Raw genomic sequence first — 24395 nt, 5'->3', positions numbered from 1 at the left:
TTCGCGGTTTTGCCTTTCGAAACTCGCTTCTCGCAACTCGAAACTGGGTGATTCGCGGCTCATACCCGCGGGGCACAGAGAGCGCCGCTCCTACAGCAAAATAATTTTTGTCATCAAAAAAGGCGGCCGAAGCCGCCTTGGTGTTTCTCGTTACGCTGCGTCTTCGTCCACGTCCAGCAAGCTTTCCAGCTGCTGCATGTGATAGCCCAGATCACCAAGCTGGTGATCAATCATCACGATACGCTTGGCGTAATGGGACACGGCGGTTTCTTCCATCATACCCATGCCACCATGAAGCTGGATGGCTTCTTCTGCCACCTTGCGACCGGACTTGCCGATAATGGCCTTGGCCGCAGCCAGACGTTTGGCACGTACCGGTGCTGACAACTCCAGGGAACAGGCAGCCAGAATGGTCATGGAACGGGCTTTTTCCAGCTCCATGCGCATTTCCACCATGCGATGCTGCAGGGCCTGGAACTTGCCAATGGGCACACCGAACTGCTGGCGTTCCTTGATGTAGTCCAGGGTGTAGTCACAGGCGACTTCCATGGCTCCGGACGCTTCCGCACACAGGGCAACGATGCCCAGTGCCAGGGATTTCTCCAGGGCATCAATGGCGTTGCCTTCTTCACCCAGCAGCTCTGCCGGCGCATTGTTAAGGCTGATTTCCGCCGCATGCAGACCATCAATGGTTTCATAACCGCGACGGCTGACACCGTCGGCGGAGGCATCCACCACAAAGGCGGACAGACCATTACGATCATTGGTGCTGCCAGCAGTGCGGGCAATTACGACCAGCTTGTCGGCGCTATCGCCGTGCAGGACCACCGCCTTGCTACCGTTGATCACATAGCCATCGCCACTCTTTTCCGCAGTGGTGGCCACATGGGTGTGATCATAACGGCCTTCCGGCTCGTAGGCGGCCAGGGCCAGGCGCACTTCGCCGCCGACGATGGCGCTGATCAGGGTTTCTTTCTGGCTGTCGCTGCCCAGGAAATCGATCAGGGTACCGCTAAGAATCACGGTGGCCAGATAAGGTTCCAGCACCAGACCGCGACCAAACCCTTCGGCCACTACCATCAGTTCCGGACCGCCGCCATTGAAGCCGCCGAAGTCTTCAGAAAACGGTACACCCAGCAGACCCAGTTCAGCGAACTGCTGCCACATTTCTGTTGAATAACCCAGCTCGCTGGTGCGGGCTTTTTCACGTACGTCGAAGGGGTAACCATCGCGAACCAGACGGCCCACGGTTTCCTCGAGCATGCGTTGTTCGTCGCTCAGTTTGAAGTCCATGGTCGTCTCCTTACAGTCCCAGAATCATCTTGGCGATGATGTTCTTCTGAATTTCATTGGAGCCGCCGAAGATCGACAGCTTGCGCATGTTGAAGTACTTGGTGGAAACACTGTTGGCAAAGTCGGGGCCTACCATTTCACCGTCGTAATCCGCTTCAAAGGTTTCCGGCAGGAATGGCTGGGCGTAAGGGCCCGCCGCACGGCGGAACAGGTCGGTAATTTCCTGACGCAGTTCGGTACCCATGATTTTCAGGAAGGAACTTTCCGCGCCGGGGACACCGCCCGCCTGGGCGGCGGCCACGGTACGCAGGTTGGTCATTTCCAGTGCCATCAGCTCCATTTCCACATCCGCAAGACGGTTGCGGAACAGCGGGTCTTCGATCAGCGGCTTGCCGTTCTGCTGAACCTTGCCAGCCACTTCCTTGAGATGCTTGAGCGCCGCCTTGGACTGGCCCACACCGGCAATGCCGGTACGCTCGAAGGTCAGCAGATACTTGGCGCAGGTCCAGCCCTTGTTCTCCTCACCAACCAGGTTTTCCACAGGCACTTTCACATCGTCGAAGAACACTTCGTTCACTTCGTGCTCGCCGTCCAGGGTGATCAGCGGGCGTACGGTGATGCCTGGGGTTTGCATGTCGATCAGCAGGAAGGAAATGCCTTCCTGCTTCTTGGCGTTGGGATCGGTGCGCACCAGACAGAAGATCCAGTCGGCATGCTGGCCCAGGGTGGTCCAGGTTTTCTGGCCGTTGACCACGTAGTGATCGCCTTCGCGGACGGCCTTGGTTTTCAGCCCGGCCAGATCAGAACCGGCACCTGGCTCGGAATACCCCTGACACCACCACACATCACTGTTAAGGATTGAAGGCAGATAGGTTTTCTTCTGCTCCTCGGTGCCAAACTTGATGATTACCGGCGCCACCATGTTCACACCAAAGGGCAACACGGTGGGGGCGCCATACTCGGCGCACTCTTCCTCGAAGATGTGCTTCTGGATCGGAGACCAGCCGGTGCCGCCATGCTCTTTCGGCCAGTGCAGGGCCATCCAGCCCTTTTCGTTGAGAATTTTCTGCCAGCGGATGGTGTCTTCCTTGCCCAGGTGCTGGTTTTTCTTCACCTTGCTGGCAATTTCCTTGGGTAGCTTCTCGTCCAGAAAGGCGCGCACTTCATCGCGAAACGCCAGTTCTTCCGGGGTGTAGTTGATATCCATTTTTAAACCTCTTTAAAGGTTGTTCTTTGCTTCGCAACCGCTGTTGGAGCCTTGCTCGCAAGGCGAAGATTTCAGAGCACGTTCGCCTTGCAAGCAAGGCTCCAACGGCCGGTTACAACATTCGTTGAGTCTTTCAGCGGTAGAAGCCCTTGCCCTGCTCTGCCAGCTCGCTGAGTAGTTTGGCAGGCTTCCAGACATCGGAGCCGGTTTGCTGGTAGATCTCATTGATCTTGTCGTGGATGGTTTTCACACCCACCTGGTCGGCCCAGAACAGCACACCGCCCCGATATACCGGAAAGCCGTAGCCGTAGATCCAGATCACGTCCACATCCAGCGGGCGGGCGGCGATACCCTCTTCCAGTATCCTCGCGCCCTCGTTAACCATCACGTACATACAGCGCTCGAGGATTTCCTGATCGCTGATCTCGCGCGGGGCAATCCCGTTGTCACTACGGTATTGTTCAATAATGCCGTCTACATCCGGTGAAGGCACAGGGGTACGATCGCCTTCTTTATAGTCAAATACGCCAGCCTGGGTTTTCTGGCCCAATCGGCCGGCTTCCACCAGTTCGTCGGTCCAGTTGCGCGGCGGCGCATTGTCCGGGTCTTCCTTGCGCAGTTCCTCGCGGATGCGGTAACCCACATCCATACCGGCCAGATCAGACATGGCAAAGGGGCCCATGGGAAACCCCAGATCGAACAGCACCTTGTCCACCTGCTCCGGGCTGGCACCTTCGTTGACCAGTTGAATGGCTTCTGCCTGTCGCTTGTGCAGCATGCGATTGCCGACAAAACCATGGCACACGCCCACCAGCACACCGACCTTGCCGATACGACGGCTGAGATCCATGACAGTGGCGATCACCTCGTCGGAGGTCTTCTCGCCACGGACGTTTTCCAGCAGCTTCATCACGTTGGCGGGGCTGAAGAAGTGCATGCCCATGACGTCTTCGGGACGGTTGGTGAAGCTGGCAATGCGGTTCACGTCCAGGGTGGAGGTGTTGGTGGCAAGAATGGCGCCGGGTTTGCAGACCCGGTCCAGCTCACTGAACACGGCTTTCTTCACGTCCATGTTCTCGAACACCGCTTCAATGACCAGGTCCACATCGCTCAGATCATCGTAGCTGAGGGTGGGCTGAATCAGCGCCATGCGCTGCTCCACCTGCTCCTGGCTGATGCGCCCCTTCTTGGCAGTGTTTTCGTAGTTCTTGCGGATCAGGGCGATACCCTTTTCCAGGGCCTCCTCCTTCACCTCGAGAATCTTCACCGCAATACCGGCATTGGCGAAGTTCATGGCGATGCCACCGCCCATGGTGCCGGCACCGATCACGGCCGCCTGCTTGATTTCGCGCTTGGGCGTGTCCTTGTCGAGACCGGGTACTTTGGCCACTTCCCGCTCGGCAAAGAAGACATGGCGCTGGGCCGCGGATTCGCTGGAGACCATCAGCTTGAAGAACAGCTCCCGTTCCCGTTCCACGCCCTTGTCGTAGGGCAATTCCACCGCAGCCTTGACCGCCTTGATACAGGAAAACGGCGCCTTGAAGCCGCGCTGTTTTCTGGCAATGGATTGCTCGAAGTGGTCGAACAGCTCGGCACTGGTATCACCGGGCACGTCCAGTTCGGAGATCTTGCGCAGCGGCGCGCCGTCGGCCACCAGCTTGCGGGCAAACGCCAGTGCGCCCTCTAGCAGGTCACCGCTGACCACCTCGTCCACCAGTCCCAGCTCGCGGGCCTCGGCCGCCTTGATCGGGTTGCCGCCGACGATCATTTCCAGGGCTTTCTGTGCCCCCACCAGACGAGGCAGGCGCTGGGTGCCACCGGCGCCGGGCAGCAGGCCCAGCTTCACTTCCGGCAGGCCCAGGCGGGCGCTATCCAGGGCCACGCGATAATCACAGCCCAGAGCCACTTCCAGCCCGCCACCCAGGGCGGTGCCATGGATGGCAGCAATCACCGGCTTGTCGCTGGCTTCGTATTCGTCGATCACCGCCGGTAGTACCGGCTGTTGCGGTGGTTTGCCGAATTCACGGATATCGGCACCGGCCGGGAAGGTCTTGCCTTCACCAATGACCACCACCGCCTTGATGTCATCGTCTGCCAGGGCCTCGCGCAGACAGTTCTGCAACCCTTCACGGACTCCATGGCCCAGCGCATTGACGGGGGGATAGTTGATTCGGATTACGCCAATATCGCTATCGCGACTCAGGCTGACCGGGTGACTCATAGTACTCTCCTCATTGAACTGCCATGCTCCGGTAAAGCACGGCAGTGTCTGCCCGGTCTCGCGCCGGGTCAGGAAGATGTGGATAGGTTGACACTGATCTGCGATGCCTCAACGGCTACGCACATGACTGCCAACAGGCTCTAGTATAAGCAAAGCCGAACCGGTTTCAATTATTTTGGAATTATATTTCATTATTTGAAACGGGCCAAAAAAACAGGGCGCCAGGCGCCCTGCTTTTTTTCCTCGCCAGGTTATTCGCCCAGCACCTCGGAAATACGCTGCAGCTCAACGGTGCCGCCTTTCTTCACGGTGGCAATGTTGGGGTCAGCCATCATCCCGCCCTTGGCATCGATCTCCGTCACACCGTAGGGGTTATGCTCTTCCGCCAGGTTCTTCAGGGCATCGCCCATGGCCGCACGGATGGCCTTGGAGTCCGCCACGGTACCGGCTTCTTTCATGGCCTGAATCACGGTGTGCATGGCGAAGTAGTTGTAGGCCACTTCGGTGGTCGGATCCTTGCCACCATTCTGTTTGTGGTACTTGGCAACGAAATCCTTGGCGCCCTGCTCTTCATACATGGTCAGCGGCACCACACCCACGGACCCTTCGAGCATTTTGTAGCCGCCGATGATCTTGGACATTTCACCCATCTTGGCCTGGTCCATGATCACGAAACCACCCTTGAAGCCCAGCTGACGGGCCTGCTTGGCCACCAGCGCGGTGGGCTCCGACGCCCCGCCGATAAACAACACGTCTGGCTTTTCTGCCAGCACCTTGCTCACGCCGGTATAGAAGTCCGCCGACTTGTTGTAGTCCATGGGGTTATCCGCTACCACGGTACCGCCCATGGCTTCCCAGGTGGGAACGAACGCCTTGGTCCAGTACTTGGCGTAGTCATGGGTGGCATTGGCGATGGCCACTTTCTTGCCGTTTTCCGCCATGGCGATCTTGGTGAACGGCTTCATGTAGCCGGTAAAGGTGGGAGGAATGCGCACGGTCAGCTCATTGCCCTTCTCGGTCACGGTCGGCACCGAGGTATAGGACATCACCAGGAAATCATCCCGCTGATTGAACGCCTGTAACGCAAAGGTGCCACCGGAGTGCGGCGTAAAGATCACCGGTGCGTTGTACTGCTGCACCAGGCGCTTGCCGTTCACCGCCGCCTGACTGGGGGCATACTTGTCATCCAGGGATACCAGGTTGATCTCGTAGGTTTCATCACCCACCTTGAAACCACCCTTGTTATTGATTTCCCTGGCGGCCATTTGCAGGCCTTCCAGGGTGTTCTGGCCGTACAACGCGGCACCGCCGCTCAGCGGGCCGGTGAAGCCGATGGTAACGGTTTCTGCCGCCTGTACGCCGCTGGCAGCCAGTGCGATGGCACTAGCGCAGGCCAGACGGCAGAAGCGCTTAACCAGTGTGTTTTTTCCGTTGCTCATGAAACTCTCCCGTTATTATTTCTCAATCTTGTTGTGTAGCGCACACGCTGCGAGTTATCGCTTCAGGCCCCGATGTAGGCCTTGCGAATGTCTTCATTACCCAGCATCGCGTCCTTATCGCCCTCCATCACCAGGCGACCGTTTTCGATCACGTAGGCGCGGTGAGCAATTTTCAGTGCGGCGAAGGCATTTTGCTCCGCCAGCAACACCGTGGTGCCTTGCTCGTTGATACCCTTGATGGTTTCAAACATCTGCTTCACGACCAGCGGGGCCAGCCCCAGAGAAGGCTCGTCCAGCAGCAGTAGTTTTGGCCGCCCCATCATGGCGCGTCCGATGGCCACCATCTGTTGCTGGCCACCACTGAGTGATCCGGCCGGATGATCCTTCTTCTCGTCAAGGATCGGGAACAGCGCCAATACCTGGTCCAGAGTCTTCTTGATAGCGGCCTTGTCCCGGCGGTGCACATAGGCACCGAGCATCAGGTTTTTCAGCACTGACATTTCCGGGAACAACTTGCGCCCTTCAGGACACTGCACCACGCCACTCTGTACCAGGCCGGAAGGCTTGAGGCCGGTGACATCCTTGCCATTCAGGGAAATCTTCCCGGCAGTGGGTTTAAGCAGACCACTGATGGTATTGAACAGAGTGCTCTTGCCGGCACCATTGGCACCCAGCAGCACCACCAATTCGCCCTCACCCACCGTCATGGAGACTTTTTCCAGGGCCTTGAAGCTGCCGTAGCGGGCTTCCACTTCGTTAAGCTGCAGCATCGTCATCACTCCCCAGATAGGCTTCGATTACCACCGGATTGTTGCGAATTTGTTCCGGGGTGCCTTCGGCAATTTTTTCACCGTGGTCCAGCACCATGATCTTGTCGGCCAGGCTCATGATCATGTCCATTTTGTGCTCGATCAGGCAGACGGTGACGCCGTGCTCCACCATCTTGCGGATCAGTGAGGCCAGATTCTCGGTCTCCTCCGGGTTGATACCACCGGCGGGTTCATCCAGCAGTACCAGCTCCGGATCGGTGGCCAGGGCCAACGCAAAAGCCACGCGCTTTTTCTCTTCCTGGCTGATGTCCGCGGTAATGCGGTGACCGATATGGGACAGGCCGACAAAATCCAGCACTTCCTGGGCCCGGGAACGACATTTTTTCTCTTCATCACGCAGGCGCTTGGAGTTGATGATGACGTCCCACAAGCGTGACTGGGTGCGCAGACGGTGGCCCACGATCAGGTTGTCCAACACCGTGGATTCATCGAACAGGGAAGTAGTCTGGAAGGTCCGCGCGATACCGAGGCGGGCAATGCGATCACAGGCCATACCGGTGATATCCATACCCTGATATTCGATGGAGCCTTCAGTGGGTGCCATGGCACCGGCCACCAGATTGAAGAAGGTACTTTTACCCGCACCGTTGGGGCCGATGATGGCGTTGATCTTGTTGGCTTCGAATTCGATGCTGACGTTGTTGACCGCCGCCAGACCCCCGAACCGTTTGGTCAGATTATTGATCTTAAGCATGGTTACCGGCCTCCTGGTTGCGAGGTGTTACCGCCTTGTTCGGTTGCGGCTTTTTTTCGCTGGCAGATTCCTTTTTGGCGGTTTCCTGCACTGCGGCCAGACGGCGTCCTCGCCAGGTCAGGAACGTACCCACCACACCACGAGGGAAGAAGATCACCAGCACCACCAGCAACGGGCCGAACACGATCATCCGGTACTCTTCCAGGAACTGCAGGGACTGGGTCAGCCAGGTAATCGCCAGGGTGCCAAACAACGGCCCCATCAGGGTGCCGATACCACCCACCAGCAGGAAGGTAATCATGTCGAAGGTGTGTACCACGTCGGCTTCTGCCGGGCCGATAAAGCGCACCATGCCGGCATACAGCGCACCGGCCACGCTGGCATAGGTGGTGGACAGAACGAATGCCAGCACCTTGTTGCGCATCAGGTTGATACCCAGGGAGGCCGCCAGCTCGTCACTGATACGAATGGCCCGGAAACTGCGACCCAGCAGGGAATTGGCAATACGTGCCGCCAACCAGATGGACAGCACCATGAATACCAGAGCCAGGTAATAGAACGGCGTAGTTTCGGTGAAATCCACCAGCCCGAAACCGCTGGGTGCGGGAATATTGATAATGCCCAGGGCACCGTGAGTCAGCTCTTCCCATTTATCGATCAACAGATAAATGATGAACCCAACACAGAGGGTAAAGATGGCAAAGTAATGCTCCTTCAGGCGCAACGACACCACCCCGGCCAGGAAGCCCAACAACGCACCGGACACACCGGCGGCCACAAAGGCCCACCAGAAAGGCCAGCCGTGATCCACGGTGAGAATGGCCAGCGTATAGGCTCCGATGGCAAAGAAGCCGCCATGGGCCAGATTCAACTGGCCACAAAGCCCGGTGATAATGTTCATGCCATAGACCGCAATGGCCCAGACAAACGCCAGCGCCATCACATAGATCTGGTACTCATTGCCTGCCACAAAGGGGAACAGCAGTGCCGCGACGATCATGATGAACTTCATCGCCGGGGTCATGAAAAAATCGGAAATTTTCTGCAGGGCATTCATTAGCGCACCCCCTTGGTGAACAGGCCAGTGGGCTTGATGGAGAGAATCACCACCAGCAAGGCGAAGGCGATGATGTCCTTGTAGTCGGTGGAGATGTAGAAGCCACCAAAGGCCTCGGCAAAGCCGATGATCAAGCCGCCGACGATGGCACCGGGAATGGAGCCCATGCCGCCAAGGATGATGATCACAAAGGCTTTCATGATCAGCAGATGCCCCATGGCCGGGTACACCAGGTTAATCGGCGCGAACAGGGTTGCGCCCACCGCCGCCAACACCCCGGAGATGGCAAAAGTCATCATCGCCACCCGGTTGGCATCGATCCCCACCAGGAAAGCCCCTTCCCGGTTCTGGGCCATGGCAACAATGGTGGAGCCGGTCATGGTCTTCTTCAGGAACAGATGCAGTATCGCCATCAGCGAGAACGCGCCGACGATAATCAGTATCCGCTGGGCCGGCATGGTCAGACCCGCGAATTCGACAATCCCGGTGTAAGGGGTTGGCATGCGGCGGAATTCTGCGCCCCAGTGCATCTGCACCAGCGCTTCCAGAAACAGCATGATGCCGATGGCGGCAATCTTGTCGTGGATCGGCGGTGCATGGCGCAAGGGGTTGAACACCAGTCGCTCGCACAACACCGCCAGTAACGCCACCGCACCGGCGGCGCCCAGCATGGCCAGCCAGTAATTGGCGCCAAAGTCGACCATGATCACGTAGGACACATAGGCGCCCACCATATAGAGCGCCCCGTGGGCGAAGTTCGGTACGTGCAAAATGCCGTACACCAGGGTCAGACCCAGGGCCACCAGCCCGTAGATGCTGCCCAGCGTCAGGCCGTTAAGCACTTGCTGCATGAATAAGTCCAAGGCAAAGCCTCCTGTGTGTGGGAACGGTTACCCTGCGGCAATCGCTGTTTCCCGTTTTTCCTTTGTTATGTCAGCCCCTGCGGCGTAGCGCTGCCGCGTATCATTTATTGTGACGCTGACTGAGTTCAGTCCAGGCTTGCTAGCAAGCCCGCTGCTCCTGTTCGCCGGCCCATTCCTGCTCCTGCAGGGCTCGCCACATCACCTTGCCGGTGGACGAACGGGGCAGCTCATCGCGGAACTCCACCACCTGTGGCACCTTGTAGGCGGCCATTTCTTCCTTGCACCAGTCGATGATGGCCTGCTCGTTAAGCGTGCCTTTCATCTCGTTACGCAGGACCACGCAGGCTTTCACGGTTTCGCCGCGGCGCGGGTGAGGCGTGGAAATGACGCAGCTTTCCTGGATGGCCGGGTGGCGATACATCAGGCTTTCCACCTCCGCCGGCCAGACCTTGAACCCGGACGCATTTATCATCCGTTTGACCCGATCGACGATGAAGAAATAGCCCTCTTCGTCGTAGTAGCCCAGATCGCCGGTGCGGAAGAAACGCTTGCCCTCCAGCTCGATAAACGCCTTTTGTGTTTCCTGGGGGCGCTTCCAGTAACCCTGGAACACCTGCGGCCCGTGGATGATGATTTCCCCCACTTCACCGGGGCCCAGTTCCCTGCCGGTTTGACCGTCTTCTTCCACTGCCACAATGCGCGAATCGATATCGAACACCGGAATTCCCAGACACTGGGATTTGGGGTTATCGGTGGGATTGATATGGGTACCGGCGATGGTTTCGGACAGGCCATAGCCTTCCATGTAACGCAGACCGGTGAGCTGGAAGAGTTTGTCGGACACCGCCGCCGGCATAGCCGCCCCGCCGCCACCGATATTCTCCAGGGAGGACAGGTCGTATTGCTCCACATCCGGATCGGAGAGCAGATCGATGGCCATGGTGACGATATTCACCCAGCGGCTGACCTTGTAACGCTCAATCAAGGTGGCGGCCACGCGACGATCCCAGCGGGTCATCAACACGATCAATGAACCACCATAGATCGGCGAATTCATTGAGCCCTGCATGCCGGTCACATGGAAGTACGGCAGCGTGGCCAGGGTCACCGACTCAGTGGTGCCATGAATCCAGGCGCTCCCCTGGACACAGGTGGCCATCACCGAGCCGTGGGTGTGCATACAGCCCTTGGGGGCACCGGTGGTACCCGAGCTGTAGGGGAACACCGCCAGATCATCCGGGCCGACTAAAAGTTCTCTGGGGGTTTCACCGGCACCAATGGCGTCTTTCCAGGCAATGTGGGCCGGGCTGTTCAGCGCCACCGCCGGCGCTTCCACCTCGGCGGGTAGCGGCAGGTCCGTGTTACGGGTGATGTAATCGCTATAGGCCGCCACGATCACATGGCGCAGGTTCACCATGCCCACCACTGGGGCCACTGCCGGCAACAATTCCTGGCCACAGATGGCCACGGCAGCTTCGGTGTCCTGCAGGTAATGCTCCAGTTCGGCGGCCCGGTTCATGGGGTTCACCGGCACCACAATGGCATTGGCTCGAAGGATGGCGTAATAGCTGATGATGAACTGGGGCGCGTTCTGCATGAACAGCAGCACCCGGTCGCCCTTCTCTACCCCCAGCGATTGCAGATAGCCCGCCAGGGCATCCACCTGCTGCTTGAGTTCGGCGAAGGTGATGGGGCTGTCGTAATAGTTGATTGCATCCCGGTGGGGATAACGCAGGGCCGAAACCTCCAGATTGGTATAGAGGCTGGTCTGCGGCAGGCTGAGGTGGCGCGGCATATTCTCCGGCCAGACCGCATAGTGCCGATCAAACATGTTGTGCTCTCCCGCGGCGCTTTCATAAGCGCCTTTTATTGGTGTTGCTGCTGTAGCGAATGCTGAAGGGAATCGGCGGTCCCACCGCCCTTCAGCGGAAACAAGATGTTGACTCGCCAGTCAATCTGACATGGCTCGGGAGGGTCGTCAATACTATTTTGGAATGACGTTTCGTTTTTTGAAACGAAATCTGACAAAGGCTATAAGCGGGATTTTTCGGAGAGGGACCAGAAACATACCACCGGGTATGTGCTCTGCACAGACCAGTTATCGGAAATGCGGACCGGCATTTCAGTTGCCAATTCAGTGGCTTGGAATCACAGCCCGGGAGAGGTTCGCAGCGAGGGAGAATGCTGCAGGGCAAACAGGCAGGTATCGACAAAATCCGTAGCCGCCCGCTCCAGGTCCAGCACCTCTGGATCGAGTAGCCAGTTCATGATCACGCCGGTGAGCTGGCTGTGTAGCCAAGTAACAGATTTCACCCTATCCAGGTTTTTCGGGAGTTGCCCACGGGCGATAGCGTTGGCAAAGGTCCGCGTCAGTCGCCCAGCGGAGTCCCGGCAGGCGTCACGCTGACGATCCAGCAAATCGGCATTTTCGCCGCTGAATTCGCATTTCTGGAACATGATCTCGAAAAGCCGCCGCTGGCCGGGATCACAGACTGCTTGCTGTAACAGGTAGACCATAAACTCGCGCAGGCGCCCCAGTGGATCCGGCTCACTGGCGTCCTCCGCCCGCTCCGCCAGACTATCGAACGGCAGGCGGCTGCGATCCACCATAGCCATGAACACATCATGCTTGTTCTTGAAGTGCCAGTAGATTGCCCCTCGCGTCACCCCGGCCTCACTGGCAATATCTTTTAAAGAGGCGGACAGTACCCCTTTACGGTGAAAAACCTGCTCGGCGGCATCCAGGATCTGAGCCCGGGTTTGCAGCGCTTCTGCCTTCGTTCGCCTGACCATGGAATACTCTTAATGGACTCAAGAAAATTGAATGGATTTCACTGTCGGGCCTATACATACATTGCTGAATGTATATACTGAACCTGATTCATATTTCCTGCAAGCACCGCCCGTTCGTCGAGCCGGTGCCTGACGGCGTGTATTGAAAACAGAGGTGATTATGCGCAGCGGTTTGATTCTCTCCCTTCTGGCGGGCGCCCTTGCCCTGCAGCTTGCCGGTTGCAGTGATGCTGACCAGGCCGGTCAGCAACAGCAGCAACAGGCCCCGCAGGTTGGCTTCATTACGGTAAAGGCAAAATCCACCACCCTTAGCCGGGAGCTGCCCGGGCGCACCACCGCTCACCAGATTGCCGAAGTGCGCCCGCAGGTAAGCGGCGTGATCGAAAAGCGCCTGTTCGAGGAAGGCCAGAAGGTGGAAGCCGGGCAACCCCTCTATAAAATCGATTCACGCACCTACCAGGCAACCGTAGCTTCTGCCCGGGCGGAGCTGGCTCGAGCCCAGGCCACCCTGAACTCCAACACCCTGCGTGTGGAACGCTTCAAGACGCTGCTGGAACGCCGCTCTGTCAGCCAGCAGGAATATGACGAAGCCAAAGCCGCCCTGGATGAAAACAAGGCCGCTGTGGCCGCCGCCCGGGCCAATCTGCAAAGCGCACAGATCAACCTGGATTACGCCACCATCGAAGCGCCGATCAGCGGCCGCATCGGGCGTTCCACCGTGACTGCCGGCGCCCTGGTCACCGCCAATCAGGCCAATGCCCTGGCAACCATCCGCCAGCTGGACCCCATCTATGTGGATCTGACCCAGTCCAGCATCGAGCTGCGCCGCCTGCGTCAGGCCATGGAAGCCGGCGAACTGCAGCAGGTCAGCGACGATGAAGCACGTATCACCCTGATCATGGAAGACGGCAGCGAGTACAGCAAACCCGGTGCCCTGCAGTTCTCCGAATACGCAGTAGACGAAAGCACCGGCTCGGTGACCCTGCGCGCGCTCTTCCCCAACCCGGACGGCGATCTGCTGCCGGGTATGTTCGTCCGCGGTCGCCTCCCTGAAGGCCAGCGAGAAGATGCCATTCTGGTTCCCCAGAAAGGCATTACCCGTGACCCTACTGGCCAGGCCAGCGCCATGCTCATCGCCGACGACAACACGGTGAAAAAAGTGAATGTGGTCACCGAACGCGCCGTGGGTAGTCAGTGGCTGATCGCCAGCGGCCTGCAAGACGGCGACCGTCTGATCGTGGATGGGCTGCAAAAAATCCAGCCGGGTATTCCGGTCAGCCCGGTTGATACCGAACAGCAAGCACAACCCTCCCAGGCCCCCGCCGCTCAAGGCGGGGATCAAGGCGCAGCGCAATAACGCCACGCGGCTCACTTGGCGCACACTAACTCGACGTAACGAGAAACGGGAAAACCATGGCCAGATTCTTTATTGACCGCCCGATTTTTGCCTGGGTTATCGCCATCATCATGATGATGGCCGGTGCCCTGGCCATTTATACCCTGCCGGTAGAACAGTACCCGGCCGTGGCCCCGCCAGCGGTGACCATTGCCGGCAACTATCCCGGTGCCTCGGCAAAAACCGTGGAAGACTCGGTCACCCAGGTGATCGAGCAGCAGATGAGCGGCATCGATAACCTGCTCTACATCGGCTCCAGCAGCGATTCCTTCGGCAACGCCCAGATCACGCTGACATTCGCCCCGGGTACCGACGCGGATATCGCCCAGGTGCAGGTGCAGAACAAGTTGCAACTGGCCACCCCGCTACTGCCCCAGGAAGTGCAGCAACAGGGTCTCCAGGTGAGCAAATCCTCGGATTCCTTCCTGATGGTGGTGTCCTTTTCCTCCGAGGACGGCAGCCTCACCCGGGCCGATCTGGCCGACTATGTGGCCTCCAATGTGCAGGATCCGATCAGCCGGGTGCCGGGTGTCGGCAAGATCCAGCTGTTCGGCTCCCCCTACGCCATGCGTATCTGGCTGGACCCGAACAAACTGAACAAATACGACCTGACGCCCCAGGACATTACCCAGACGGTTCAGGTACAGAACAACCAGGTGGCCAGTGGCCAGCTCGGTGGCGCCCCGGCGGTGGAAGGCCAGCAGCTCAATGCCAACATCATCGCCCAGACCCGACTGGAAAATACTGAGCAGTTCCAGAACATCCTGCTCAAGGTCAATCCGGATGGCTCCCAGGTCTTCCTGCGGGATGTGGCCCGGGTGGAACTGGCTGCCCAAAACTATGATGTGGTGGGCCGCTATAATGGCCAGCCCGCTGCCGGCCTGGCGATCAGCCTGGCCTCCGGTGCCAATGCGCTGGATACCGCTGATGCGGTGCGCGCTCGCCTGGAAGAATTGAAACCCTTCTTCCCCGACAAGATGGAAATGGATTATCCCTACGACACCACCCCGTTCGTGGAGATCTCCATTGAGGAAGTGGTACATACCCTGTTCGAAGCCATCGTGCTGGTGTTCCTGGTGATGTACCTGTTCCTGCAGAACTTCCGCGCCACCCTGATTCCCACCATTGCGGTGCCGGTGGTTCTGCTCGGCACCTTCGGCGTGCTGGCCGCCTTCGGCTTCTCCATCAACACCCTGACCATGTTCGGCATGGTGCTGGCTATTGGCCTGCTGGTGGACGATGCCATCGTGGTGGTGGAAAACGTGGAACGGGTCATGCACGAAGAAGGGCTGCCCCCCAAGGAAGCCACCCGCAAATCCATGGGCCAGATCACCGGCGCCCTGGTAGGCATCGCGCTGGTGCTGTCGGCGGTATTTATCCCCATGGCGTTCTTCCCCGGCTCCACCGGGGCGATTTACCGGCAGTTCTCGATCACCATTGTCTCCGCCATGGTGCTGTCCGTGCTGGTCGCCCTGATCCTCACCCCAGCCCTGTGTGCCACCATGCTCAAGGCCAAGGATACAGAGCATCAAACCGATAAAGGCTTCTTCGGGTGGTTCAACCGCACTTTCGATCGTAGCAGCCTGGCCTATCAGGGCCGGGTGGAAAAAATTCTCGGGCGCCGCGGCCGTTATCTGGCAATCTATGTGGTGATCGTGGGCGTATTGGGCTATTCCTTCATGAACTTGCCGTCCAGCTTCTTGCCGGAAGAGGACCAGGGCACCATGTTCACTCTGGTCACCCTGCCAGCCGGCTCCACCCAGGAGCAGACCGTGGATGTGCTGAAGAAGATGGAGAATTACTACCTCAACGAGGAAGCCTCCGCCGTGGATGGCCTGTTCACCGTGGCCGGCTTCAGCTTTACCGGCCAGGGCCAGAACGCCGGCCTGGCCTTCGTCAACCTGAAGGACTGGAGCGAGCGTGATCTGTCTGTGGATGGCGTCAATCAGGTAGTGGGCCGCTCCATGGGCTTCTTCGCCGGCATCCGCGAAGCCATGATCTTTGCCCTCAACCCCCCTCGATCCCCGAACTGGGTAACGCCAGCGGCTTTGACTTTCAGCTGCTGGACCAGGCCGGTCAGGGTCACGAGGCCCTGATACAGGCCCGCAACCAGCTACTGGGTATGGCCAGCCAGGACCCGCGCCTGGCCGGGGTGCGCCCCAATGGTCTGGAAGACAGCCCCCAGTACCAACTCGACATTGACCAGCAGAAAGCTAAGGCGCTGGGGCTGAGCATCAGTGACATCAACAGCACCCTGCAGATTGCCTGGGGCTCCAGCTATGTGAACAACTTTGTCGACCGGGGCCGAGTGAAACGGGTGTATGTGCAGGCTGACGCGCCCTATCGCATGCTGCCGGAAAACATTGATGACTGGTTCGTACGCAATAATCAGGGCGAGATGGTGCCTTTCTCTGCCTTCGCCACCGGCCACTGGACCTACGGGTCTCCGAAGCTGGAGCGCTACAACGGGGTCTCCTCGGTGAATATTCAGGGCAACGCCGCGCCCGGCTATAGTACCGGTGATGCCATGGATGCCATGGAAGAGCTCACCGCCAAGCTGCCTGCCGGGTTCGGCTCCGAGTGGACCGGTCTCTCATATCAAGAGCGCCAGTCCGGCGATCAGGCGCCTGCCCTGTATGCGATTTCCCTGCTGGTGGTCTTCCTCTGCCTTGCGGCACTCTATGAAAGCTGGTCCATTCCCTTCGCCGTCATGCTGGTGGTCCCGCTCGGCGTGATCGGTGCCGTGCTGGCTGCCACCTTCCGCGGGCTGGAAAACGATGTGTTCTTCCAGGTTGGCCTGCTCACCACCATCGGGCTATCGGCGAAGAACGCCATTCTGATTGCGGAATTTGCCCTGGAGTTGGAGCAGAAAGGCGAGCATCTGGTCAAGGCCACCCTGGAAGCGGTACGCATGCGACTGCGGCCCATCCTGATGACCTCACTGGCCTTCATGCTCGGGGTTACCCCGCTGATGATCAGCACTGGCGCCGGCGCCGGCGCCCGTAACGCCATCGGTACCGGGGTATTCGGTGGCATGCTCACCGCTACTGTGCTCGCAATCTTCTTTATTCCGCTCTTCTATGTGGTAGTCCGCAAGCTCGCTGGCGTTCCGCTGAATGGCAAGCCGAAGGAAGAAGGAGGCCACTGACCCGGCTTTCAACCTGCCGGGCCCCGGGTGGGCCTGGCAGTTTATCCTTCCCTCCCTCGACAATCCCCCCCCGACGCCCGTTCGTCGCCCCCCGGTTTTCGTTTATCCCCCGCGTGAAGCTTGCGTGAAAAGAACCATGGTACTTATACCCCTAACAAGGGCATGGCCATTTTTTGTGAAGCAGATTTGGAAAAAAGCATACTAATAAGGTACCGGGCGAACATCGACGAAACGGCACCGTTCGTCCACCCAGACTTTCATTTCCATATTCTGTATATATAAAAATAGTTGCGCCTGTTCTATGGGGAAGCAGCCAGCGCTGCTTTAGCGGTCTCAACCGGGATCCGGGGAACAGAATGCAAGTAGCAGCTACACAGGGAAGGGTCATGGATAGACTCAACATCCTGGTGGTGGACGACAGCACCACCATACGAAGCTTGATCACCGCCAAGTTGCACGAACTGGCTGCCGGCTCCTATGACCTGGACATTGCCCAGGCAGCCGATGGTTGTCAGGCGCTGGCGTGTGCCGAGAAACGCCCCTTTGATCTGATCTTCCTGGATGTGGAAATGCCGGTAATGGGTGGCCTTGAGGCCTGCAGTGTCCTTCGCCAGAAAGGCAGCCCAGCCCGCATTGCTATGCTCTCCAGTATGACCTCCGCAGAAGCCCACTTGGCTGGCCGCCAGGCCGGGTGTGACAACTATCTTGTGAAACCGCCCCATGACGCCGATCTGCGTTCCATCTTACGACTGGCGTCATTACGCAAACTTGCCGCCGGCTGAACAGCAACGTCGATACCAATAACAACGCATGGCACGTTCAAGGGAGAGAAGGCCGGATGCAGGAAAACGACAAGGCACTGCAAAGTTTTCTGATCGAAAGTGACGAAAATCTGGGGCAACTGGAACAGGACATCGTGGCACTGGAGCGCTCACCCCATGATAGTGAGCGTATTGCCAGCGCCTTCCGGGCAATCCATACCATCAAGGGCACCTGCGGTTTTTTCGGGTTCACGCAGCTGGAGACCTTGAGCCATGCTCTGGAAGATATCCTTGGCTCCATGCGCGACGGAGATCAACATATGGATCTTCCACATGCGACCGCGCTACTGGACGGGGTGGATGAAATCCGTGTTTTCCTCAAGCGTATTCACAATGATGGTAAAGACGGAGACCCGGCACCACAGGCCTTGATGGATCGGTTACATGCACTGATCCCTGCCCGCCCGCAAAATGAAGCTGCTGCAGGCCCACCTCAAATCGCGCAGCAACCTCCTCAACCGACCAAACCCGAACAAGCAGAACCAGCGGTAACCCGCGAACAACATGCCATACCGACGAGCGACCACTCCTCGCCGGAAAAAACAGAGCCGGAAAACACCAGCCAGCAACAGGCAGGAAAGAGCGATACCACCGTACGTGTGGATGTAATGCTGCTGGACAAGCTTATGAATGTGGTCGGCGAGCTGGTACTCACCCGCAACCAGCTGCTGCAGCACACCGCTAGCCAGAACGACGCACAACTGGTCAATCTGTCCCAGCGTCTCAACATGGTCACCAGCGAACTGCAGGAAGGCCTGATGCAGACCCGCATGCAGCCCATCCGTAATGCCTGGTCCACCTACCCTCGCCTGCTTCTGGATCTGGAAAGAAAAACCGGCAAACGGGTTACCCCGATTCTCAAGGGTGGCGATACCGAGCTGGACCGCAGCCTGCTGGAAGCGATTCGCGACCCACTCATTCACCTGGTTCGCAACGCCGTGGACCATGGCATTGAGACCCCGGAAAATCGTCGCGCCAAAGGCAAGCCGGAAACCGGCACCCTTACCATGAGCGCTTATCACGAAAGCGGCAACGTCACCGTAGAAGTCCGCGACGACGGCGCCGGGCTGGACAGTGACAAAATTATCCGGCGAGCCATGGAGGTTGGGCTGGTGCGCCCAGAACAGGCGGAAAAGCTCACCGAACGGGAAAAGATTCGCTACATTTTCGAGCCCGGATTTTCCACCGCTGAGACCGTCAGTGACTTGTCAGGTCGTGGTGTGGGTCTGGATGTAGTACGGACCAATGTGGAGCGCATCGGCGGGACCATTGATATCAAGAGTATCCCCGGCCGAGGCACCACACTGAAACTGAAAATTCCGCTCACCCTCGCCATTGTCCCGGCGTTGATCGTGCGTTGCCTCCATCAGCGTTTCGCCATTCCTCAGGTCAACCTGATGGAAGTGGTCTACGTGGAAGCCGACCGTCTCGATAAGGATATCGAGACCGTCCACGACGCCCTGGTCTATCGGCTTCGAGGCAGACTGCTGCCACTGGTCGACATGCGCTCTCTGATGCAGATGGGAGACCAGGAAACACAGAAAGACCAGTTCATTCTGGTGCTCACCGCTGACCAGCAGGAATTTGGGCTGCTGGTGGATGACGTTCGCGATACCGAAGAAATCGTGGTCAAACCCCTGGGCCGACTCCTCAAGGACAACCCCTGCTTTGCCGGCGCCACCATCATGGGCGATGGCCGGGTGGCATTGATCCTGGATGTGAAATCTACCGCGGACTTCGCCGGTGTGACCCGCCACGAACGAAAACTGCGCCAACAGGAAAATCCGCTCGATGCGGAAACCCAGCCTATTCGCGCTGCTGAGAACTATCTACTGGTGCGCCCGGATGCCAGCACTGGTCGCTCTGCCATCGCCCTGTCGAAAGTGTCACGCCTGGAAGAAATCAGTATCGACCTGATCGAATACTCCGCTGGCCGGGAAGTGATTCAGTACCGTGGCGGTATTCTCCCGCTGATTCGTCTTGGTGATAACAGCCACCCTGCCGCGATTGAGCAAGACATTATCCGCATTGTGGTGCAGCCCACCGAATTCGGCGAAGTGGGTCTGGTGGTCAACGACATTATCGATATCGTCAGCGACGACGAGGCGGCCATGCAGCAAAGCGCCCAGACCGAGGGCATCCTCGGCGCAGCTATTCTGCAGGGGCATGTGACGGACTTTATCGATTGTGAAGCCCTGTTCAGCCGATTCAACGGCAAGCTCAGAAATGAGGACAGCAATGGAAACTAACCAACTGATCTGCACATTTTCCGTTGCGGAAAAACACTACGGCGTGGTGGTCGACAACGTTCAGGAAGTCCTGGCCAATCATCAGATTACTGACATTCCGCTGGCACCTCCCGGGGTTCTCGGGCTGATGAATATTCGCGGGCGCATTGTGCCCGCCATCGCCCTTCGCAAAGTACTGCGACTACCTGGCGAAAGCGGCGAAGAAAACACTATCAACATCATCATCAATCACCGCGGCGAGCAAGTCGGCCTGATGGTGGATCGCATCGGAGACATTGTCAGCGTAGAACCGAAAGACATCGAAGCACCACCGGAAACGCTAAAGGGGGCGCCTCGCAAGTTCATGCGCGGCGTATTCCCGGTACAGGGAAAGCTGTACCTGCTACTGGACTTGGACACGCTTCTGGCTGACGAATTGTGCAACCGCTCTGCCAGTCGCGCATCACATTCAGTATTGCAATAACAAGCCACGGGGATAGACAGCAATGACAGATAATCTGGATCACGCAAACGACAACTCTCTTTATAGCCAGGTAGGCGGCGAGGCAGCTGTCCGAGCCGTGGTAACCGAGTTTTACAACCGGGTGCTGGAAGACCAGGCGCTGGCCCCTTATTTCCGCCACAAACAGCGCAACGGTCTGGAAGAATCGCAGGTGCAGTTCTTCACCCAGGTGCTTGGCGGACCAAAAATTTATCAGGGCCGTTCCATGGCCGACGCCCACAAGAACCTGCATATCACTGACAAAAACTTCGACCGGGTGGCGGTTCACCTGAAAGAGACATTGGAGTCTCTGGATCTGGAGCCCAGCCACATCGACACCATCATGAATACCGTTGCGCCATTAAAGAGGGACATCGTGAATACAGACGCCACAGAAACGACCAATGGCAGCGGCCAGCCGACCCCAAATGACACTGCGCTTCGTGATGTGGACACCAGCAAGTCCGTTACCGACAGCCTGGAAGGCGTGAAGAGCACCATGGCCAGCCTGCAAGCCAATGTATTTGTGGCTGACACCAATCTCAATATTGTCTACATCAACCCACGTGCCGCAGAGACCTTGTCCACTATCGCCCAGCCGATCTTCAAGACCTTCGGCGTCAAGATCGAGGATATCCTCAACGGCCATATCCATCGCTTTCATCGCGACCCGAAGCGGGTGGAAAACATTCTCCGTGATCCCAAGGCCATGCCGCACTCCGCGGACTTCAACTTTGGCGGCGTCACCCTGCGCACCCGTATCAATGCGGTGATGAGCACAGAAGAAAAAATTATCGGCTACACCGTCTGCTGGGAAGATGTGACCACCGAACTGCGCCAGGAAAACGAATTCCGCCGCGTGATGAACATGGTGGATCAAATGCCCACCAACGTTTTTCTGTGCGATCGGGATCTGAAAATCATCTATCTGAACCCGGCTGCCACCGCCACCATGGAAAAGCTGGAATCCTATCTGCCCATCAAGGCCAGCGAATTGCTGGGTGCCAATATTGATGTTTTCCACAAACAACCCGAGCACCAGCGCCGCATTCTTTCTGATCCCACCAACCTTCCCTACCGCGCCCGTATCAATATCGGCGACGAGAAAGCCGATCTGCTGGTAAACGCGATCTACGACGCCGAAGGCAACTATGTGGGCCCCATGCTCACCTGGGAAATCATCACCGAAAAAGTGCTGCTGGAAGAACGTATTCGCGGCACCGTGGAAGTGTTGGCTACGTCCTCCGAGGAAATGATTGCTACCAGTGATCAAATGGGCTCTAACGCGGGAGTCACCAGCAGCCAGGCCAACTCCGCCGTGCGCACCGCCGAAGACATCAACGAAAACGTGCAGGCAGTGTCCAGCGGCATCGAGGAGATGGGTGCCAGCATCAAGGAAATCGCCAAGAACGCCACCGACGCCGCCCGCGTGGCCGACGAGGCAGTGAGCATTGCCGAAGGTACCAACACCACCATCAGCAGCCTTGGCACCAGCAGTGCGGAAATCGGCAAGGTGATCAAGGTCATTACCGGCATCGCCCAGCAAACCAACCTGCTGGCACTCAATGCCACCATTGAGGCCGCCCGGGCCGGAGATGCCGGTCGCGGTTTTGCCGTGGTCGCCAATGAAGTGAAAGAACTGGCCAAGGAAACCGGCCGGGCCACCGAGGACATCGGCCAGAAGATCGAGGCTATCCAGGTGGATGTGAAAGGCGCCATCGAAGGTATCGCCCGTATCAGCGAAGTGATTCACCACATCAGCCAGGTACAGGGCTCCATTGCCTCGGCGGTGGAGGAACAAACCATTACCACCAATGAAATGGGGCGTCGTGTCGCCGACGCAGCCAAGGGCACCAACGAAGTCGCCGGTAATATCGGTGGCGTTGCTGAAGCGGCGAAAAGCACCAATGCCGGCGTGGACAGCATGCGTCAGGCAGCCACGGACCTGGCCAAGCTGGCCGCAGACCTGCAGACCCTGGTGGTGGATGCAGAGCGCACCGGACGCGCGGATAACCAGAAATAATTGAGGGACCACGATCATGACTACCACACAAGCACTGGTCATTGATGACTCCCGGGCCATGCGCCTGATCCTCGGGGACCTGCTTCAGCAGTTGGGTTACCAGACCAGCGAAGCCGGTGATGGCCAGCAGGCCATCACCCTGCTGGAGGGGGATGACACTATTCCCTCTCTGGCCCTGGTGGACTGGAACATGCCGGTCATGAACGGCCTGGAATTTATCCGCGCGGTGCGACAAAAGCCGTGCTATAGCAACATGAAGTTACTGGTGGTCACCAGTGAGGCGGAAGTGGGCCAGATGGTCGAAGCCCTCACCGCAGGCGCCGATGAATACCTGATGAAACCGTTTTCCTCCGAGGCCCTTGCCTGCAAGCTGGAAATGATGGGGCTGCAAAGAGCAGAGGAAGCATGAGCAACATTCGTGTCTTTCTGGTGGATGATACTGCTGCAGTGCGGCATATCCTCACCCAGATTCTGGAAGAAGATCCTGACATCGTTGTGGTGGGCACGGCTTGTGATGGACGCCAGGGCCTCGATCGATTGCAGCGGGTGGAAGCGGATCTGCTGATTCTGGATGTGGAAATGCCCGGCATGGGCGGGCTGGAAATGCTCAAGGAACTGAAGGTAAGCCGCCCTGAACTTCCAGTGCTGGTATTCAGCTCCATTACCGAGCGCGGCGCCATGGTAACCATCGAGGCCTTGTCCCTGGGCGCCAGCGATTATGTGCCCAAGCCCGCCATGGTGGGCACTGCCGCTGAAGCGCGGGACTACATCAAGACCAGCCTGCTCGGGAAAATCAAAACCCTGTTGCGACGGGACAGCAAGCCGTCAGTGACTCCGACCCCTCAACCCCGTCCGGTAGCATCCCAGCTCCAGCATCATCGCATTCCATCACGGGTGGATCTGGTGGTAATCGGTGCCTCCATGGGCGGGCCACGCGCCCTGGGCCAGCTGATCCCGGCCCTGCCTGGTGATTTCCCTGTTCCCATTCTGGTGGTGCAGCACATGCCGGCGGTGTTTACCCGCGCCCTGGCCACACGCCTGAACCAGAACGCATCGTTAAGCGTGGCTGAATGCGACAGTAGCCAGCGTGCCGAACCGGGCCAGGTCTGGCTGGCCGCCGGTGACTATCACATGACCGTGGATAAGGTTGGTGACAACACCCTGGTCGCCCCCCAGCGCAGCGAGCCAGTGAATTTCTGCCGACCCGCCGTGGATATTCTGTTTGCCAGCGCCGCCAAAGCCTATGGTCCCAATGTGCTGGCTGTGGTGTTGACGGGGATGGGCCAGGACGGCCTGGAAGGCTGTCGCCAACTGGCCAAGGCCGGCGCACAGATCCTAGTGCAGGACCAACCCACCAGCGCGGTATGGGGAATGCCCGGGGTGGTATCACGGGCCGGCCTTGCCTGCGCGGAGCTTCCGTTGCAAGACATGGCGGCGGAGATTATGCGACGGGTTAACCGTGGCCGGCCCACGTTTCGTGCACGACAGCTAGCAGCCATGAATCCCGAGGTACATGGATGAGCTGTATCGACGAACACAGCTACCTCACCCTGTGTCATCTCCTCTCTGACCAGATCGCGCTCAGCTTGCCGCCGGACAAAGTGTATCTGGCCGAGGCCCGGTTGCAGAACCTGGCTCGACAACACACCCATGGCGACATCAATGCGCTGATCGAAAAAGCCTCTACTGTTGCTGACGATGCACTGCGGACCGAGCTGGTGGAAGCCATGGCAATCAACGAAACCTATTTTTTCCGCGACCCGATTCTCAGCCAGAGCTTTCTCGACACCATGATCCCTGCCCTGCTGGAAAAACGGCGACGCGACAAGACCTTGCGCATCTGGAGCGCCGCCTGCAGGTACCGGTCAGGAAGCCTATAG

Annotated in this window: 18 protein-coding genes and 1 pseudogene; 9 read left to right on the top strand and 10 right to left on the bottom strand. The window is 58.4% G+C overall.

What is annotated here, in order from left to right:
* Window positions 1-150: 150 nt before the first annotated feature.
* The 10 genes from ACMG4M_RS07435 to ACMG4M_RS07390 form a co-directional block, all read right to left on the bottom strand.
* Complete coding sequence (locus ACMG4M_RS07435) at window positions 151-1293, bottom strand: acyl-CoA dehydrogenase family protein (RefSeq protein ID WP_272962468.1); 1143 nt, start codon at window positions 1291-1293, stop codon at window positions 151-153.
* Between the two features lie 10 nt (window positions 1294-1303).
* On the bottom strand, window positions 1304-2500 hold the full coding sequence (locus ACMG4M_RS07430; RefSeq protein ID WP_035250313.1) for an acyl-CoA dehydrogenase family protein: 1197 nt from the start codon (window positions 2498-2500) through the stop codon (window positions 1304-1306).
* Between the two features lie 133 nt (window positions 2501-2633).
* On the bottom strand, window positions 2634-4721 hold the full coding sequence (locus ACMG4M_RS07425; RefSeq protein ID WP_035250311.1) for a 3-hydroxyacyl-CoA dehydrogenase NAD-binding domain-containing protein: 2088 nt from the start codon (window positions 4719-4721) through the stop codon (window positions 2634-2636).
* Between the two features lie 251 nt (window positions 4722-4972).
* Complete coding sequence (locus tag ACMG4M_RS07420) at window positions 4973-6160, bottom strand: ABC transporter substrate-binding protein (RefSeq protein WP_414431050.1); 1188 nt, start codon at window positions 6158-6160, stop codon at window positions 4973-4975.
* 62 nt (window positions 6161-6222) lie between these two features.
* Window positions 6223-6930, bottom strand: a complete 708-nt coding sequence (locus ACMG4M_RS07415; protein ID WP_035250306.1) for an ABC transporter ATP-binding protein — start codon at window positions 6928-6930, stop codon at window positions 6223-6225.
* Complete coding sequence (locus tag ACMG4M_RS07410; protein WP_035250304.1) at window positions 6917-7684, bottom strand: ABC transporter ATP-binding protein; 768 nt, start codon at window positions 7682-7684, stop codon at window positions 6917-6919. The genes ACMG4M_RS07415 and ACMG4M_RS07410 overlap by 14 nt, the downstream gene beginning before the upstream one ends.
* On the bottom strand, window positions 7677-8741 hold the full coding sequence (locus ACMG4M_RS07405; RefSeq protein WP_272962464.1) for a branched-chain amino acid ABC transporter permease: 1065 nt from the start codon (window positions 8739-8741) through the stop codon (window positions 7677-7679). Before ACMG4M_RS07405 ends, ACMG4M_RS07410 begins: the two co-directional genes overlap by 8 nt.
* Window positions 8741-9592, bottom strand: coding sequence for a branched-chain amino acid ABC transporter permease (locus tag ACMG4M_RS07400; protein WP_272962463.1), 852 nt, complete (start codon window positions 9590-9592; stop codon window positions 8741-8743). Before ACMG4M_RS07400 ends, ACMG4M_RS07405 begins: the two co-directional genes overlap by 1 nt.
* A gap of 151 nt (window positions 9593-9743) precedes the next feature.
* Window positions 9744-11435 carry a long-chain fatty acid--CoA ligase gene (locus ACMG4M_RS07395; RefSeq protein ID WP_035250300.1) on the bottom strand — a complete coding sequence of 564 codons (1692 nt, stop codon included), beginning with the start codon at window positions 11433-11435 and terminating at the stop codon, window positions 9744-9746.
* Between the two features lie 317 nt (window positions 11436-11752).
* On the bottom strand, window positions 11753-12397 hold the full coding sequence (locus ACMG4M_RS07390) for a TetR family transcriptional regulator (RefSeq protein WP_035250298.1): 645 nt from the start codon (window positions 12395-12397) through the stop codon (window positions 11753-11755).
* A gap of 160 nt (window positions 12398-12557) precedes the next feature.
* Between ACMG4M_RS07390 and ACMG4M_RS07385 the strand changes: the two genes are divergently transcribed.
* The 9 genes and pseudogenes from ACMG4M_RS07385 (at window position 12558) to ACMG4M_RS07345 (ending at window position 24395) form a co-directional block, all read left to right on the top strand.
* Complete coding sequence (locus tag ACMG4M_RS07385) at window positions 12558-13754, top strand: efflux RND transporter periplasmic adaptor subunit (protein ID WP_414431049.1); 1197 nt, start codon at window positions 12558-12560, stop codon at window positions 13752-13754.
* Window positions 13755-13810: 56 nt separating this feature from the next.
* A pseudogene (locus ACMG4M_RS07380) lies at window positions 13811-16941 on the top strand (efflux RND transporter permease subunit).
* A 386-nt stretch (window positions 16942-17327) separates the two neighbouring features.
* Window positions 17328-17723, top strand: coding sequence for a response regulator (locus ACMG4M_RS07375; RefSeq protein ID WP_035250408.1), 396 nt, complete (start codon window positions 17328-17330; stop codon window positions 17721-17723).
* Window positions 17724-17779: 56 nt separating this feature from the next.
* Window positions 17780-20011: a chemotaxis protein CheA gene (locus tag ACMG4M_RS07370; RefSeq protein WP_414431048.1), complete on the top strand. Its 2232-nt coding sequence runs from the start codon at window positions 17780-17782 to the stop codon at window positions 20009-20011.
* Window positions 20001-20474, top strand: a complete 474-nt coding sequence (locus ACMG4M_RS07365) for a chemotaxis protein CheW (RefSeq protein ID WP_052043103.1) — start codon at window positions 20001-20003, stop codon at window positions 20472-20474. Before ACMG4M_RS07370 ends, ACMG4M_RS07365 begins: the two co-directional genes overlap by 11 nt.
* A 22-nt stretch (window positions 20475-20496) precedes the next feature.
* Window positions 20497-22515, top strand: a complete 2019-nt coding sequence (locus tag ACMG4M_RS07360; RefSeq protein ID WP_052043102.1) for a methyl-accepting chemotaxis protein — start codon at window positions 20497-20499, stop codon at window positions 22513-22515.
* A 16-nt stretch (window positions 22516-22531) separates the two neighbouring features.
* Window positions 22532-22924: a response regulator gene (locus ACMG4M_RS07355; protein WP_349380012.1), complete on the top strand. Its 393-nt coding sequence runs from the start codon at window positions 22532-22534 to the stop codon at window positions 22922-22924.
* Window positions 22921-24036, top strand: coding sequence for a protein-glutamate methylesterase/protein-glutamine glutaminase (locus ACMG4M_RS07350; protein ID WP_414431047.1), 1116 nt, complete (start codon window positions 22921-22923; stop codon window positions 24034-24036). Before ACMG4M_RS07355 ends, ACMG4M_RS07350 begins: the two co-directional genes overlap by 4 nt.
* Window positions 24033-24395: a hypothetical protein gene (locus ACMG4M_RS07345; RefSeq protein ID WP_414431046.1), complete on the top strand. Its 363-nt coding sequence runs from the start codon at window positions 24033-24035 to the stop codon at window positions 24393-24395. The genes ACMG4M_RS07350 and ACMG4M_RS07345 overlap by 4 nt, the downstream gene beginning before the upstream one ends.

Origin of the sequence: Alcanivorax sp. IL3 (genome assembly GCF_047495465.1) — a bacterium.
Taxonomy (GTDB): Bacteria; Pseudomonadota; Gammaproteobacteria; order Pseudomonadales; family Alcanivoracaceae; genus Alcanivorax; species Alcanivorax jadensis.
This window is presented reverse-complemented; position numbering and strand designations above follow the sequence as displayed.